We start from the raw sequence: 14,254 nt of genomic DNA, 5'->3' as shown, positions 1-14,254 counted from the left end.
TGTCCGCAGGACCCGGGCTGCCCCAGGCCTCGGCTTGCCACGGCCACCTATGATCGACTGTCCTTTCCAGCGGCCTGTTGCCGCTGCTTCTTCAGAACCTCGTCGGTTCCGACCAGCTTCTTTGCTCCGCCTGAAATGGTCGTGGATACCACTGCGGGCGGATCGCTCGCCGGAAAAGAATCCTCCAAGCCCGACTGCAGTTGATCCTCGAGCGTCTGGGGCTCTTCGGACCGACCGGGCGTTCTGCGCGTGTCTATCTTCTCCAGCGACTGTTTCCCTTTTGGCGAATCCTTCGCATCGCGGACCAAGGCATAAAGCTGCTCGATCGCGAATTCCTTGATTGGTTCGAAATCGGCCCGGTCGTCCTTCGTCGCCTCGATCCGGTCGACCATGGCTTTTTCGAACCGATCAAGGGCTTCAGCTCCACAGGCGTGGGAAAGGCGCAGCAATGCCTCGTGCAGCATCAGCGGAGTAAAATAAGCCGAGGCTTCAAGCTTGAGTTGCCGTAGACGATCCGGAGTGGCGGCCTGGAATTTTGACATGGACAACGTCCTTTCTCCCACAAGCATCTCAACGACATTTGACCGCCGATGTTCCACCACGCCTGAACCTTCACGCGCGGCGAACTATAGGAACCAGCTTGCCACCAGTCCGGCCGATGCCGCAAAAATCGCGAGCGTCGTCACACCGCCCAAGATGTTCGTGCTTGTGCTATTGACCTTGTCTCCCATGATCTTGCGGTTGTTGGTCATGATGAGAATGAGAAGCAGGAGGGGCGGTGTGGAAAACCCTTGCACGATGCCCGACCAGACCAAAGCTTTCATGGGATTGAAGCCGAAGAAGTTGAGCCCGACGGCCACAAGCGTGATCATCCCGATCGCCATATAGAATTTAGGAGCCTGACGCGGTTTGGCATTCAAACCATTCTTCCATCCCATCGCCTGAGCGAAATCGAAAGCGGCGCCGGCCGTCATGATCGGAACAGCCAGAAAGCCGACACCAATTACGCCGGCCGCAAAAAGAATTGCCGCCGCATCGCCGGCAAGCGGCCGCAGCGCTTCGGCCGCCTGCGCCGCGGTCTCGATCTGCGTCTGGCCGGCCTTGTAGAGCGTGGACCCCGTCGAAAGGATGATGAAATACATGATCAGATTGGAAAAAGTCATGCCGATCAGAATATCGCGGCGAGATCGGCGCAGTTCGCTCTCAGTGGCGCCCCTGCGCTCTTCGAGGCTCTTTCGGCCCTTGGCGATCTCCTCCTCCACCTCCTGGTTGGACTGCCACGTGTAGAGATATGCGGAGAGCGTCGTCCCGACGATGGCGACGAGAATGGACAGGTATTCGCGGCTGAACTCTATCCTTGGCAACAGCGTGCCGCGCAGGACCGAGGCCGCATCCGGTTTGGCAAGCACTGCGGAGACCACATAGGCGAGCAGAGCCAATGCCAGCCACCGGAACACATTGCGGATCAATTTATACGATCCGAACACCTGCAGGGTAAAAATGACGATCGCAATGGCAATGACGACCAGCGGAGCAGGCAGAGGAACGAACAAGATAATGGCCGCGGACATCGCACCAAGGTCGGCGGCTGCCTCGATCGTATTGCCAATCAGTACCCCCACCAGCACAGACCACAGCAGCCAACGTGGGTAAAAATCGGATATGGCCTTGAAAAGCCCACGGCCGGAAACCTGACCAAGTTTGGAGGAAAGATAGACGACGAGATACATCATCGGCAGCGTGACAGGTGCCGTCCACAGCAGGTCGGGCCCAAACCGAGCCCCGGCACTTGCGTAGGTGCCAATGGCCGAACAGTCGTCGTCGGCTGCCCCGGTGATCAGTCCCAGCCCGAGAGCCCGGACCACACCGCCTTCTTTTCGTTCGCCTGCCCTTTGGCCCGCATCAGGTGGCCCGCTCATTGGAAGCGCGTTTTTGTCAAAGGCACGCAAAAAGTCATGACAAACATTCCAGCCGGATGCTCACAAAGCGGGTTCTAAGCTGCGTTAAGACGAGGCTCGAACCTTTGGTCAGGCTTTTTGTTCCTGGAGAGCGCTGTTGCGACGAGCGCGATCTCGTCTGACGCGGCTCTTTCGTTAGCGCCGAAAATCACGGCAAACGCACGCCTCTATTCTGGAGAACGCTGGCGTCGATGCCACTAGTCAGGGGCGAAAAAGCGGTTCATTCGTTTCGTCATCGGCTCGTGCTGCCACCGATCACCATCCGCACGCCAAGGCCAATGATGAAAAAGCCGGCGAGGCGCTGCTGCCAAAGTCTTGCACGAGGGTGCCGCATGATCCACGCGCCAATCGCGCCCGATGCAAGCGCATAGGTCCCCAACACCAGCACCCCGGTTATCTTCTGCGTCGCGCCGAGCAGTACCAGTTGCAACGTGACGAAGCCCCTATGCGGATCGACAAATTGCGGCAGGAACGCAACCATGAACATCAAAGGCCAAGGGTTGCTCAGATTGGCGATCATGCCTTCGCGGGCGGCGGCAAGCGGCCGCAGCGGCCTGACGCCATCCGCGGGTATCGCTGCCGAGGATGAAAGCAGCAGCCGGAGCCCAAGCCAAACGATATAGGCCGCGCCAGCCCATCGAAGCAGGTTGAACGCCAGCGGCGAGGCGCGGACCAGCGAGGACAGGCCAAAGGCAACCAGCGGAAGTTGCACCAGTCCGGCGCCCAGTGTCATGCCGAGCACCGTGAACAGGGCCACGCCGCGCCCTTGCCCGATGCCGCGAGCCATCACCAGCATGCTGTCGGGGCCTGGCGGCGCCTGCATGAGAATGACGGTTCCGACGAAAGCTATCCATAAAGAGGTATCGATGGGCATCTCCATACGCGCTGCCGAATATCAAAGCCGTCAGCCGTCACCAGGTTCCGACGGTAATCGAAAATCCCGTTGCGAAGAATTTCGAGGCTTTGGCACGAACCGATGGATGGAACGCAGGGCCGACCCTCGAAGTTGAAACGCAGGGGTTCCGCCAGAACCGGTTTTGGAGGCCCGATCGGGACATAAAGCGATGACCGCCTTTCCACTCCCGCTGGATACCTCTCCGATGGAAGCCAAGCTTGCCGACGCGGTCCCCGAGGATGAGGGCCGCTGGCAATACGAGCCCAAATGGGACGGATTTCGTTGTCTGGCTTTCAAGAGTGAGGATGCGGTTGAGCTGCGCGCGAAATCCGGCAAGCCGCTCGGCCGCTATTTTCCAGAGATCACGACGGTGTTGCGCGACCTCAAGCGCGGGCATTTCGTCATCGACGGCGAGATCGTCATCGAGATTGACGGTGAGCTTTCCTTCGAGGCACTGCAGATGCGACTTCACCCAGCACAAAGCAGAATCCGCAAATTGAGCTCGCAGACGCCTGCAACCCTGATCCTCTTCGACATGCTTGCCAGGCCGGGCGGCGAGATCATCACGGGCCAACCCCTTGTTGAAAGGCGAAGAGCCATCGAGGATTTCGTAACCTCCTCGAACAATCCAGATCTTCGTCTGTCGAAGTGCACTTATGATGCAGCGACGGCGGCACGATGGCTAAAGGGAGCCGGCCATGCATCGACCGACGGCATCGTCGCCAAGATGCTCGATGACCATTATCTGTGCGGCGAACGTGCGATGGTGAAGGTGAAGCCGAGGCGCACCGCCGACTGCGTTGTCGGTGGCTTTCGTTACCTCGCGGAGAGCCGTGAGGTTGGCTCGCTGCTCCTCGGTCTCTACAATGACGACGGCAAGCTCGATCATGTCGGATTCACGTCGACCATCGCCAGAGGCGACAGAGGAGCGCTCACGCGCCAGCTCGAAGGACTGCGATCAGCGCCCGGGTTCACCGGCAAGGCGCCTGGCGGCCCGAGCCGCTGGAGCACGGAGCGTAGCGGACAATGGGAACCTCTGAAACCTGAACTTGTGGTGGAGGTTCGCTTCGACCACGTCACCGGCAACCGGTTCCGCCACGGGACCAAGCTGCTTCGCTGGCGGCCCGACAAGGCGCCACGGCAATGCACGTTCGAGCAGATCGAATAGACATTCCCGGGAACTCGCTTTCAGAAACATGTCACGATTTCTTGTGACGAAGGAACCAACTCGGGATTCACCGGTTCGGACATCATCCACTGGAGCCATCCTGACATGCCAAACGCAGCAGAAATTCTCGTCGATACACTGGTCGCCTGGAACGTAGAGGTTGTGTTCGGCTTGCCGGGAGACGGCATAAACGGCGTCATGGAGGCGCTGCGCACCCGGCGCGACAAAATAGCCTTCGTTCAGGTCCGGCACGAGGAATCGGCTGCATTCATGGCATGCGCCTATGCCAAGTGGACAGGCAAGCTGGGCGTCTGCCTGGCGACTTCCGGGCCCGGCGGAACGCATCTTCTGACCGGCCTCTACGATGCCAAGCTCGACCAGGCTCCGGTGCTGGCGATCACGGGCATGCAGTTCCACGATCTGATCGAGACCTTCACGCAACAGGATGTCGATCTGACGCGCGTCTTCAACGATGTTGCCGTCTACAACGCTCATGTTGCCGATGCTGCGCATATGGAGAACGTCGCCAGTCTCGCTTGCCGAACCGCTCTGGCGCGCAAGGGCGTCGCCCATCTGTCGATCGCCAGCGACGTCCAGGAGCAGCAGGACGCTGCGTCGAAGCGCTCCAAGCGCAATCGCCCGGCACACACGCCGCAGGACATGTTCGCCGGCCACAACATGCCGCTGGACGTCGAGCTGGACAAAGCCGCCGCCATTCTCAACGGCGCTTCGCGGGTGGCGATCCTGGCCGGACGCGGCGCCATCGGCGCGGCCGCCGAGCTCGAAGACACGGCGCGCCTGCTGCAGGCGCCCGTCGCAAAAGCCTTGCTGGGCAAGGCGGTGCTGCCGGACGATCATCCTTACACGACCGGCGGGATCGGCATCCTGGGAACGCTGGCGTCGCAAGAGGCGATGGAGACCTGCGACGCGGTGCTGATCGTCGGCTCCACTTTCCCCTACATTGAATACTATCCGAAGCCCGGGCAGGCCCGTGGTGTCCAGATCGACTGCGATGCGCAGCGGATCGGGCTGCGCTTTCCGGTCGAGGCTGGTCTTGTCGGCGATGCGGCCGAGACATTGCGTGCGCTCAACCAGCGCCTGACACAGAAGCCCTCCGATGAATTCCTGCAACGGTGCCAGACGACCATGACGAGATGGCGCGAGATGATGAGGCAGTCGGAAGACGCGGAGGCGCAGCCGTTGAAACCGCAAGCCGTTGCCCGCGCGTTCGGACAAAGACTGGCCGACGACACGGTGCTGGCCACCGATTCCGGTCAGAACACGGAGCTTGCCGCCCGCCATGTCGATCTTCGCGACGGTCAAGCGTTTGGTGTTTCCGGATCCCTTGCATCCATGGCTTGCGGCCTCGCCTACGCCATCGCTGCCGGCATAGCTTTTCCCGGCCGGCCGGTCGCCGCGATCGTCGGCGACGGCGGCTTTGCCATGCAACTCGGCGAATTCTCGACGGCGGTGCGCTACAAGATCCCGCTGAAGCTTCTGGTCATCAAGAACAACATGCTCAATCAGATCGCCTGGGAGCAGATGATGTTCTTGGGAAACCCGCAATTCGGTTGCGAATTGCAGCCGATCGACTTTGCCAAGGCGGCGGAAGCAATGGGCGCGAGAGGCTTTCGCATCGAGCGCGCGGATCAGATCGAGACGATTCTCGACGACGCTTTCGCGGCCGAGGGTCCGGTCGTGATCGAAGCGGTGGTGGATGCCTATGAGCCGCTGATGCCGCCCAAAATGCCGCCCGACTACGCCAAGAATTTCCGCCAGGCGTTACCACACACCCCGGGCCGCGAACGCATCGAGGAAAATATCGCCCGGGAGCCGGCGAAGTCGATGATGGATGCCTAAGGCAGAGAGGGCACGGAAGGAGGACATGACCGAAGTCGTCGAGAAGGTGCAAACGGCCGAAGCGGCCCGATTTGGCTCGTACGGGAGGTCGGCAAACACGCGACGAGGATCGCTGCTCAGTTGTCGAACGAGTGAGTTGGATATTGGCTACGAGGTCTCAGGACCAACGGATGGAAGACCACTTGTGCTCGTGCATGGCTGGCCCGATGACATCAGCTGCTGGGACAAAGTGATCGAGACTCTGGACAATCGGAATTTTCGTATCTACGCGCCCTATCTTCGCGGCTCTGGTCCGACGCGATTTTTGCAGAGTTCCGTCATGCGTAGCGGCGCCATCGCAGCCCTTACGCTTGATCTGTCGCAATTCCTGGAAGTGCTGAACCTGAACGACGTTCTGCTCGCCGGCTATGACTGGGGGGCGCGTGCGGGCTATGGCGTCGCGGCCCTGTTCCCCAAGCGGGTGACGAGCCTTGTTGCCGCTTCGGCAGGCTATGCCACCGCCATGTCGCCGACCGAGATGCCTTATGACCTGGCAAAATCATATTGGTACGAGTGGTTTGTTTCCACCACGCAAGGAGAAAAGGCATACCGCGAAGACCGCAGACGGCTCTGCAAATATCTCTGGGAAAGCTGGTCGCCGCGATGGCCGGAACGGGACGCCGAGTTCGATGCCATGGCAACGTCGCTCGACAACCCCGACTGGGCCGAGATCAGCCTCCACGCCTATCGTCAGCGCTGGCATGACGCCAACGGCGCACCGGAACACGAGGATGTGGAACGGCGCCTAGCCAAATCTCCCAACATTGCCGTTCCGACACTCATGCTCCAGGGCGCCGATGACGGCGACAATCTGCCGATCACATCCGAAGGCAAGGAAAAATACTTTACCGCAGGCTATGAACGCCGCCTTCTCCCTGATGTGGGACACTTCGTTCCGCGAGAAGCTCCACAGGCTTTCGCGCGGGCGATCCTCGATCTTTCCAGATGAGCCGGGAGTCCAGCTCCTGTGCCTTTCCTTGTGACGGGCCTTGTGACGGGTGCGAACCATGAGCTTCGACGCGCTCTTCTCGACCTCCATTTGCTATGGCAACGGCGCGCCCCAGGCTGGCTGGACACTGGCGCTCCCCATCACATTACCGCTCCTGGCGGTCATGTTCCTATATATCGCGGGTGCCAGCCGGCTGTGGCGTCGAAGCAGCAAGCGCGGACGCCCGTTGCGATCGAGGCAGGCCTTGCTGTTTTCTGCTGGCTGGGCCGCGTTGGCGTTGGCACTTGTAAGCCCGATCCATGCGTTGGGCGAACATGTGTTTGCGGCCCATATGATCGAGCATGAATTGCTGATGGCGCTCGCAGCGCCTCCGCTGGTCGCTTCCCGCCCGATGGCGGCGATGATGTGGGCACTGCCGGCGCAACTGCGCCAGGTGTTCGGCGCGGCCGGGCATGCAAACGTGCTTCGGGCAATCTGGGCGTTCATCAGCCGCCCTGTGGTCGCGACCGTCCTGCATGGAGCCGCGATATGGGTTTGGCATGTCCCGGCACTGTTCGAGGCTGCGCTCCAGCAGGGCTTCCTGCACTATGCCCAGCACGCGAGTTTCCTTGGCACTGGGCTCTTGTTCTGGTGGGTGCTGCTGCCTCGCCCTGGCCGCGAGCAAGACGGTGGCGCTGCGGTCGCGCATCTTTTCTTCACCTCGCTTCACACCGGCCTGCTCGGGGCGTTGCTCGTCGTGTCGCCCAGGCTGTGGTACCCGGAAAATGCCGTGGGCTCGCAATTGTGGGGTCTCAGCCCGCTTGAGGATCAGCAACTTGCGGGCCTGATGATGTGGATCCCCGCCGGTCTGATCTATGGCGGAGCCGCACTCTTCTTGGCCGCTTTCTGGATTCGCGCAAGCGGGCGGCGACAAACGTCGTCGATGCGCATCATCTGAAGCCGCGCTCAGGCGGACGGTGTTGCCAAGCATCCTTTTGCAATCAGTCGCGTTATGGCTTTGGCAACGATGGTGGAGCCTTTATGGCAAGGTGCATGAGTCCGTTGGCCCGCTTTCGCAAGCGGACACGCCCATTGTTGTCGCCTGCCTTCGCCTGCCCAACGCAAATCCCGTCCGGCGGCGGCTCGGCTCGCCGCGTTCAAGCAAAGGCCGCCCATCCAAAACAGGTCTCGAGCTGGATCGGCATTGCGCCAACGCTGGTTCTGGCAGGATGCAGCGACTGGCAATCCGCGCTCCATCCGCATGGTGCAAATGCCCGAAAGATATTTGATCTGATCTGGTCCTTCAGCGCGGTTGCGGCGGGCACATGGTTGCTTGTCATGCTCGCCTTGGGAGCAGCGCTTTTGCGGCGCCGCCTGGCGGATAGGGGGCGCTCAGCTCATGAGATCGATCCCCGCCAGGAACGCCGGTTTACCCACGCTGTCGGCGGCGCCACGGCGTTGACCGTTCTGGTGCTCATCATTTTGACGACAGCGAGTTTCTTCGCGGGCAAATCCATTGCTTCGCTGAGCGGAACGGAAACGCTTGTCGTGCGGATCACCGGGCATCAATGGTGGTGGGAGGTACGCTATCCCAAAGACGACCCGTCGCAGTCGATCGTCACGGCAAATGAAATCCATGTCCCGGTTGGCGAACCGGTCAAGGTCGAACTCGATTCACTCGATGTCATTCACAGCTTCTGGGTGCCAGGCCTTGCCGGCAAACGGGATCTCATCCCGGGCCGGCCAAGTGAGCTCACGCTCATTGCCGACAAGCCTGGCATCTATCGTGGCCAGTGTGCCGAATTCTGCGGCTATCAGCACGCCCATATGGCCATCACGGTCATCGCGGAAAGCCGCGAAGCGTTCGACGCGTGGCAATCCAGGCAAAACACCGCCGCATCCGCGCCTGCCGGCGAGGAAGAACGCCGTGGCCAGCAAGCCTTTCTTTCCACCGGCTGTGCGCTCTGCCACACGATAAGAGGCACGCCTGCCAGCGGAACGGTTGGACCCGATCTTAGCCATCTCGCAAGCCGGCGCGCGCTGGCGGCGGATACGCTGGCGATGACCCCTGGGGCACTTGCCGCCTGGATCGCCGATCCGCAGTCGATGAAGCCCGGGGCCAAGATGCCGCGCATTGCGCTTAGCGCCGACGATCTCAATGCGGTCGTCACCTATCTCGGAAGCCTCGAATGAGTGGCACTGCGGGAAAATCGGCCGAATATGAACAACAGGCTCTGAAAGGTGTGCGCGACACCGGCCTCGAGGATGTGAGGCTGCGGGCCTTTCTGGCGCATGCCTGGCGAACGCCGAAAGGCTTTTACGGTTGGTTGGTCACGGTCGATCACAAGCTGATCGGCCGGCGCTATATCGTGACAGCTTTCCTGTTCCTCATCCTTGCGGGTCTGTCGGCGCTCGCCATGCGCTTCCAGCTTGCCCAGCCCGAGGCCGGCCACATCGGCCCCGATCTCTACAATCAGCTGTTCACCATGCATGGCACGACGATGATGTTTCTGTTCGCGGTGCCGGTGATGGAAGCATTCGCCATTTACCTGGTGCCGTTGATGATCGGCACCCGCAACGTCGCCTTTCCGCGGCTCAATGCCTTCAGCTACTGGGTCTATCTGTGCGGCGGGCTGATGATCTGGATCGCCTTCGCCTTCGAAACGGGCGCGGATGCCGGTTGGTTTTCCTATGTGCCGCTCGCCGGACCCGAATATGGCATCGGCAAGCGCCCCGACTTCTGGGCCCAGATGGTGACCTATACCGAAGTGTCCGCACTCGCGGTCGCGGTGGAGATCATCGCGACGGTGTTCAAACAGCGCGCGCCGGGCATGTCGCTCGACCGCATCCCGCTCTACGTCTGGTCGGTCCTCGTCACGGCTTTCGTCATCCTGTTCGCCATGCCCGCGGTGATGGTGTCGAGCACGATGCTGATCCTCGACCGGCTGGTCGGCACGAAGTTCTTCGACCCCAATGCAGGGGGCGATGAGTTGCTGTGGCAGCATCTGTTCTGGTTCTTCGGCCATCCCGAAGTCTATATCATCTTCATCCCGGCGACCGGCTTCGTCTCAGCGATCCTGCCGACTTTCGTCCGCCGCCCGGTGTTCGGCTATCTCGGGATCGTGCTGTCGCTGGTCGCGATCGGCTTTCTTTCTTTCGGACTGTGGGTGCACCACATGTTCGCCACCGGCCTGCCGCAACTTGGCGAGAGCTTCTTCACCGCTTCCTCGATGATGATCGCCATTCCGAGCGGCATTCAGATCTTCTGCTGGATCGCGACGATCTGGGGCGGCCGGCCGATCTTGGCCACGCCCATGCTTTTCGTGCTCGGCTTCATATTCACCTTTGTGATCGGCGGCCTGACCGGGGTCATGGTCGCCTCGGTGCCGCTCGACCTGCAGGTGCACGACACCTACTTCGTGGTTGCGCATTTCCACTATGTGCTGGTCGGCGGTGCCGTCTTTCCCCTGCTCGGCGCAGTCTATTACTGGTTTCCCAAGATCACCGGGCGCATGTTGTCGGAGGGGCTGGGCCGCTGGAATTTCTGGCTGCTCTTCGTCGGGTTCAACCTCACTTTCTTCCCCATGCACATTCTGGGCCTGCAAGGCATGCCCCGCCGGGTCTATACCTACCCGCCGGCGAGCGGCTGGGGCGAGATGAACCTCTTCATCAGCCTCTCGTCGCTGGTGGTGGTCGCTGGCTTTACGTTTTTCTTCCTCAACATCCTGCTCAGCCTTCGCAACGGCCGCATTGCCGGAGACAATCCCTGGGGGGCGAGCACGCTCGAATGGGCGACGGCCTCGCCGCCGCCCTCCTATGATTTTTCGCGACTGCCGGTGGTAAATCATCGCGAACCGCTCTGGGCCGAGCCCGATATACTCCCCGTCGTCGAAGGTCTGCGTGTCGATGCACGAGAGGTGCTCGCCGGCACGGTCGCCGACGCGGTGCCGCAAGTAAGGGTGCCATCGGCTGACAATTCAATCTGGCCGCTGCTGTCAGCCATCGCGGTTGGCGGCGCATTTCTCGGCTCGATCTACACGCCATGGGCGGTGGTCTGGGGCGCGATACCGGTTTCGATCGGCTTCATCTGTTGGTTCTGGCCCAAAGGCGAACCGGAGGACGAGGAATGAAGCACCGCCCCGTAGCCGACGTCAGCCATCTGCCCACATATGATTTCGGAGCGGCGAGCCCGATGTGGTGGGGAACCCTTGCCTTCATTGCTCTCGAGGCAACAGGTTTTGCCTTGGCGATCGGCACCTATTTCTATCTGGCCGTGCTGGCCCCGCATTGGCCGATCGGAGCGCCGGCGCCAGATCTGCTGCCGGGTACGGCGATATTGGTCATTCTGGTTGCGAGCATCGTGCCCAACCACCTCGTCGAACTTTGGGCGCGCCGTCAGGATCTCGCGAAGGTTCGCCTCGGCGTGGTCGTCATGTCGATCGTCGGAATTCTTCCGCTGATCGTTCGCATCTGGGAATTTCCGGCGCTGCGGATCTCATGGGATCAGAACGCTTACGGATCGATCGTCTGGTTCCTGCTCGGGCTGCATACGACGCATCTTCTTACCGATGTCGGCGACACGATCGTCCTAGCGGTTCTCATGTTCACGCAACAAGGCAAGGCGGGCCGGCGCTTCAGCGACGTCTCGGACAATGCCTTCTACTGGGACTTCGTGGTCGTCTCATGGGTCGTGCTCTATCTTGTTATCTATTGGGCTCCAAGGATGTGAGATGCAGGCGATCCGTATCGGCGTTTCCTGGGCAGGCCTGGTCAGTGGACCAGTTGCATGGGCAATAACGCTGCAGCTCGATTATTCGATTGCATTCTGGCAATGCCACGCCGGCTTTCGTCCCACTGCCTTGTTCTCATTGATAGGCGCCGCTGCCGCAATGGCGGGCGCGCTGCTGTCGTGGCGCGCCATTCACGACCGAAGGCATGGTAGAAGCCCACCCTCGAAGGCGCGGACGCGCGCGTTTCTGGCCAGGGCTTCGGTGGGCATCGGGGCGCTGTTTACGCTTATCTTGCTGGCGCAATTGGTGGCAGGGCTGATCTTCAGCGGGTGCGAATTGTGACGATGCCGAAGGGGACCCCGGGCGTAACCTCTCAGGCGGTAGCGGTCTTCTTGGCATCGTTGACGCTTTGCACGCAATTGTGGGCGAACGAAATCCAGAAAGGCGAATATCTCGCCAGGGCCGCCGATTGCGTAGGCTGCCATACATCGAATCCGAGCCGCCCGTTCGCCGGTGGCTATCGCGTGCCGACACCGTTTGGCGATGTGTATTCCACCAACATCACACCGGATCCGGACACAGGCATCGGACGCTATTCCGCGGACGAGTTCGTGCGAGCCGTCCAGAAAGGTATCAGGCGCGACGGAGCCGATCTCTATCCCGCCATGCCCTATGACAGCTTCGCCGCAATGAGCCGCGAAGACGTGCTCGCAGTCCGGGCCTATCTGTTGGCGCAGCCAGCGATCTCGCAGCCGCGGCCACAAAACATCCTGCCTTTTCCATTCAACCAGCGCTGGATCCTTGTGTTATGGAAGCTCGCGAACTTGCGCACCAGCAATTTTACGCCGGATCCAAGCCGAACCGCCGGATGGAACAGAGGCGCCTATCTTGTCGAGGTGCTCGGCCACTGCGGTGCCTGCCACACGCCGCGAAATACGACATTCGGCATGGATGAAAATCGCAAGCTTGCCGGCGGCACCGCCGGCATCTGGCAAGCCTTCAACATCACCGGTGACAAGATCGCGGGCGTGGGCGGCTGGAGCGATGAGGAGCTGTTTCGATTTCTCAAAACCGGCGCCGTGCCTGGGAAGGCCTATGCGGGCGGTCCGATGGCGGAGACAGTCATGAACAGCCTGCAACACCTTTCCGATGAAGACATCCACGCCATGGTCGCCTACCTCAGGGATGTGCCCGCTCAACCGGGAGACGAGCGACAGCCGCGTTTCTCGTGGGGCAATGCGCCCGTGACCGCCGGCGGTGCTGGAGCCAAGACGCAGGGCAGCGGGAGCACAGACGGCGATACTCTCTGTCGGTCGCTCTGTTCGGGATGCCATGGGATGAATGGAAGCGGATCACCTGACGGGTCCTATCCCTCATTGATCCACAACACCGCCCTCGGCGCAGCCACGCCTGAGAATGTCGTCATGACGATCCTTGAAGGCATCAAGGCTGGTGACGTCGCGGGGCGCAAATCAATGGCGGCCTTCGGCGGTTGGCTGGACGATGGCCAGGTGACAGCCCTCGCAAATTACGTCACCGCTCGGTTCGGAAATCCCGACCTCAGCGTCACCGCGTCCGATGTACGACAGATGCGGGCAGGCTCGACAACAAGCCAGACAATCATGGTCCTGGTGGCTCAATCACTCGTGGTGGGCGGCGCCGTGTTGATGCTTGGGCTGCTGCTTCTGCTGGCAAGACGCCTGCACCGTGGGATGATTTCGGCGCGCCTTATGTTCGCGCATAGAGATAGGCGGTAATGTCACGCGCCTCTTGAGGCGACAGATTTGTATTGGGCATGGCCGTCTTCGGGTCTACGTCCCGCGCCCTGCTGATCCATTGCATCATCGCATCCGGGGTGGCTCGCGACGCCCCGATATATCCTCTTTCGACGACGCCTTGCAGGGATGGACCGACGGTACCACGGGCACCGGGCACCCCCGGGATTTCGTGACATCCGCCACAGCCGTTGCGGATCATTGCCGGGACGGCCCGTTCAGGGTCGCCGCCGATGGCCTGCACAATGGTGGTTTCACGCAAATTGTTGTCGCGGACCGATCCGATGGCGCAGACCGCCAAAGCAATGACGACCGCCGCTGATGTGCCTGCCACCCACAAGAGTAGGGATGGCGCTTGCCCGACGGCCTCTCGGCTCATCTGCGTCTGCCGCTATGGCATCCGCAAAAACGCTGCCGGATCTTCGCCAAGTCGCAAGAGGGGGCGTCCGGCAGCGCTCTAAGGCACCGGCTCATTTGTTGCAGTTCTGCATGTTCGATGTCGTGGTGCCGGAGGCGGTGTTGTTGTCGGTGTCGTTGCCGGCGGCATCCTTACAGCGGTCGGTCATGCCGTTCGAATTGGTTGTCGAATTCGTCGCGTTCGGGTCAACGGGCGTGGTCGATGCCCCGGAGCCAGAACCAGAGCCGGTGGTGGCACCATTCACGGTTCCGGGCGTCGAGCCCGACCCGTTGTTTGAGCCAGAAGCGTTCGATTGGGCCATTGCAGATGTTGCCAGTGCGAGTGCAAGCGCAGTGGCGGAGAGAAGTTTGATGGTCATGGTGGGTCTCCTTGGGTTGTGCGTATTGCCTCCACCAAACCGGCCGCTTCCCGATATGTTCCGGCTGAAATCGCATCGAGCGAAATTCTCGGAAGGATCGCGTCTCTTCCCACGCTCCTAATGTC

Annotated in this window: 14 protein-coding genes; 9 read left to right on the top strand and 5 right to left on the bottom strand. The window is 61.1% G+C overall.

From position 1 onward, the window contains the following. Positions 1–47: 47 nt before the first annotated feature. The 3 genes from LB577_RS05325 to LB577_RS05315 all read right to left on the bottom strand — a co-directional run bounded on the left by LB577_RS05325 (position 48) and on the right by LB577_RS05315 (position 2,838). Complete coding sequence (locus LB577_RS05325) at positions 48–542, bottom strand: hypothetical protein (protein WP_224685858.1); 495 nt, start codon at positions 540–542, stop codon at positions 48–50. A gap of 84 nt (positions 543–626) precedes the next feature. Then, on the bottom strand, positions 627–1,919 hold the full coding sequence (locus tag LB577_RS05320) for an Nramp family divalent metal transporter (protein WP_224685857.1): 1,293 nt from the start codon (positions 1,917–1,919) through the stop codon (positions 627–629). A 271-nt stretch (positions 1,920–2,190) separates the two neighbouring features. Next, on the bottom strand, positions 2,191–2,838 hold the full coding sequence (locus LB577_RS05315) for a LysE family translocator (protein WP_224685856.1): 648 nt from the start codon (positions 2,836–2,838) through the stop codon (positions 2,191–2,193). Between the two features lie 184 nt (positions 2,839–3,022). On the opposite strand from LB577_RS05315, the gene LB577_RS05310 reads away from it, so the two are divergent. The 9 genes from LB577_RS05310 to LB577_RS05270 all read left to right on the top strand — a co-directional run bounded on the left by LB577_RS05310 (position 3,023) and on the right by LB577_RS05270 (position 13,335). Then, a complete protein-coding gene (locus LB577_RS05310) occupies positions 3,023–4,021 on the top strand; it encodes an ATP-dependent DNA ligase (protein ID WP_224685855.1) in 999 nt (332 codons plus the stop codon). Positions 4,022–4,126: 105 nt separating this feature from the next. After that, entirely contained in the window at positions 4,127–5,881 is a 1,755-nt protein-coding gene (locus tag LB577_RS05305) for a thiamine pyrophosphate-dependent enzyme (RefSeq protein WP_224685853.1), read from the top strand. A gap of 25 nt (positions 5,882–5,906) precedes the next feature. Further along, the gene (locus tag LB577_RS05300; protein ID WP_224685852.1) at positions 5,907–6,869 is read left to right on the top strand and encodes an alpha/beta fold hydrolase; all 963 of its coding nucleotides are present in this window, start codon (positions 5,907–5,909) and stop codon (positions 6,867–6,869) included. 58 nt (positions 6,870–6,927) lie between these two features. Further along, positions 6,928–7,806, top strand: a complete 879-nt coding sequence (locus LB577_RS05295; protein WP_224685850.1) for a cytochrome c oxidase assembly protein — start codon at positions 6,928–6,930, stop codon at positions 7,804–7,806. Between the two features lie 134 nt (positions 7,807–7,940). Continuing rightward, a complete protein-coding gene (gene coxB / locus LB577_RS05290; RefSeq protein WP_411969196.1) occupies positions 7,941–9,041 on the top strand; it encodes a cytochrome c oxidase subunit II in 1,101 nt (366 codons plus the stop codon). Next, entirely contained in the window at positions 9,038–10,978 is a 1,941-nt protein-coding gene (gene ctaD, locus LB577_RS05285) for a cytochrome c oxidase subunit I (protein WP_224685848.1), read from the top strand. Before coxB ends, ctaD begins: the two co-directional genes overlap by 4 nt. Beyond that, positions 10,975–11,577, top strand: a complete 603-nt coding sequence (locus LB577_RS05280; RefSeq protein ID WP_023780203.1) for a heme-copper oxidase subunit III — start codon at positions 10,975–10,977, stop codon at positions 11,575–11,577. Before ctaD ends, LB577_RS05280 begins: the two co-directional genes overlap by 4 nt. A 1-nt stretch (position 11,578) precedes the next feature. Then, the gene (locus LB577_RS05275; RefSeq protein ID WP_224685846.1) at positions 11,579–11,920 is read left to right on the top strand and encodes a hypothetical protein; all 342 of its coding nucleotides are present in this window, start codon (positions 11,579–11,581) and stop codon (positions 11,918–11,920) included. Between the two features lie 50 nt (positions 11,921–11,970). Beyond that, the gene (locus LB577_RS05270) at positions 11,971–13,335 is read left to right on the top strand and encodes a c-type cytochrome (protein ID WP_224685845.1); all 1,365 of its coding nucleotides are present in this window, start codon (positions 11,971–11,973) and stop codon (positions 13,333–13,335) included. Here the strand turns inward: LB577_RS05270 and LB577_RS05265 are convergent. After that, a complete protein-coding gene (locus tag LB577_RS05265; RefSeq protein WP_224685844.1) occupies positions 13,307–13,732 on the bottom strand; it encodes a c-type cytochrome in 426 nt (141 codons plus the stop codon). The genes LB577_RS05270 and LB577_RS05265 overlap by 29 nt on opposite strands. A gap of 91 nt (positions 13,733–13,823) precedes the next feature. Continuing rightward, positions 13,824–14,129: a hypothetical protein gene (locus LB577_RS05260; RefSeq protein ID WP_224685843.1), complete on the bottom strand. Its 306-nt coding sequence runs from the start codon at positions 14,127–14,129 to the stop codon at positions 13,824–13,826. Between the last annotated feature and the right edge of the window lie 125 nt (positions 14,130–14,254).

The organism is Mesorhizobium sp. B283B1A, assembly GCF_020165735.1.
Taxonomy (GTDB): Bacteria; Pseudomonadota; Alphaproteobacteria; order Rhizobiales; family Rhizobiaceae; genus Mesorhizobium; species Mesorhizobium opportunistum.
This window is presented reverse-complemented; position numbering and strand designations above follow the sequence as displayed.

Excerpts from the sequence above, each read along its gene's own strand:
- LB577_RS05325 (WP_224685858.1), bottom strand. The coding sequence starts at position 542 with ATGTCAAAATTCCAGGCCGCCACTCCGGATCGTCTACGGCAACTCAAG.
- LB577_RS05320 (WP_224685857.1), bottom strand. The coding sequence starts at position 1,919 with ATGAGCGGGCCACCTGATGCGGGCCAAAGGGCAGGCGAACGAAAAGAA.
- LB577_RS05315 (WP_224685856.1), bottom strand. The coding sequence starts at position 2,838 with ATGGAGATGCCCATCGATACCTCTTTATGGATAGCTTTCGTCGGAACC.
- LB577_RS05310 (WP_224685855.1), top strand. The coding sequence starts at position 3,023 with ATGACCGCCTTTCCACTCCCGCTGGATACCTCTCCGATGGAAGCCAAG.
- LB577_RS05305 (WP_224685853.1), top strand. The coding sequence starts at position 4,127 with ATGCCAAACGCAGCAGAAATTCTCGTCGATACACTGGTCGCCTGGAAC.
- LB577_RS05300 (WP_224685852.1), top strand. The coding sequence starts at position 5,907 with ATGACCGAAGTCGTCGAGAAGGTGCAAACGGCCGAAGCGGCCCGATTT.
- LB577_RS05295 (WP_224685850.1), top strand. The coding sequence starts at position 6,928 with ATGAGCTTCGACGCGCTCTTCTCGACCTCCATTTGCTATGGCAACGGC.
- ctaD (WP_224685848.1), top strand. The coding sequence starts at position 9,038 with ATGAGTGGCACTGCGGGAAAATCGGCCGAATATGAACAACAGGCTCTG.
- LB577_RS05280 (WP_023780203.1), top strand. The coding sequence starts at position 10,975 with ATGAAGCACCGCCCCGTAGCCGACGTCAGCCATCTGCCCACATATGAT.
- LB577_RS05275 (WP_224685846.1), top strand. The coding sequence starts at position 11,579 with ATGCAGGCGATCCGTATCGGCGTTTCCTGGGCAGGCCTGGTCAGTGGA.
- LB577_RS05265 (WP_224685844.1), bottom strand. The coding sequence starts at position 13,732 with ATGAGCCGAGAGGCCGTCGGGCAAGCGCCATCCCTACTCTTGTGGGTG.
- LB577_RS05260 (WP_224685843.1), bottom strand. The coding sequence starts at position 14,129 with ATGACCATCAAACTTCTCTCCGCCACTGCGCTTGCACTCGCACTGGCA.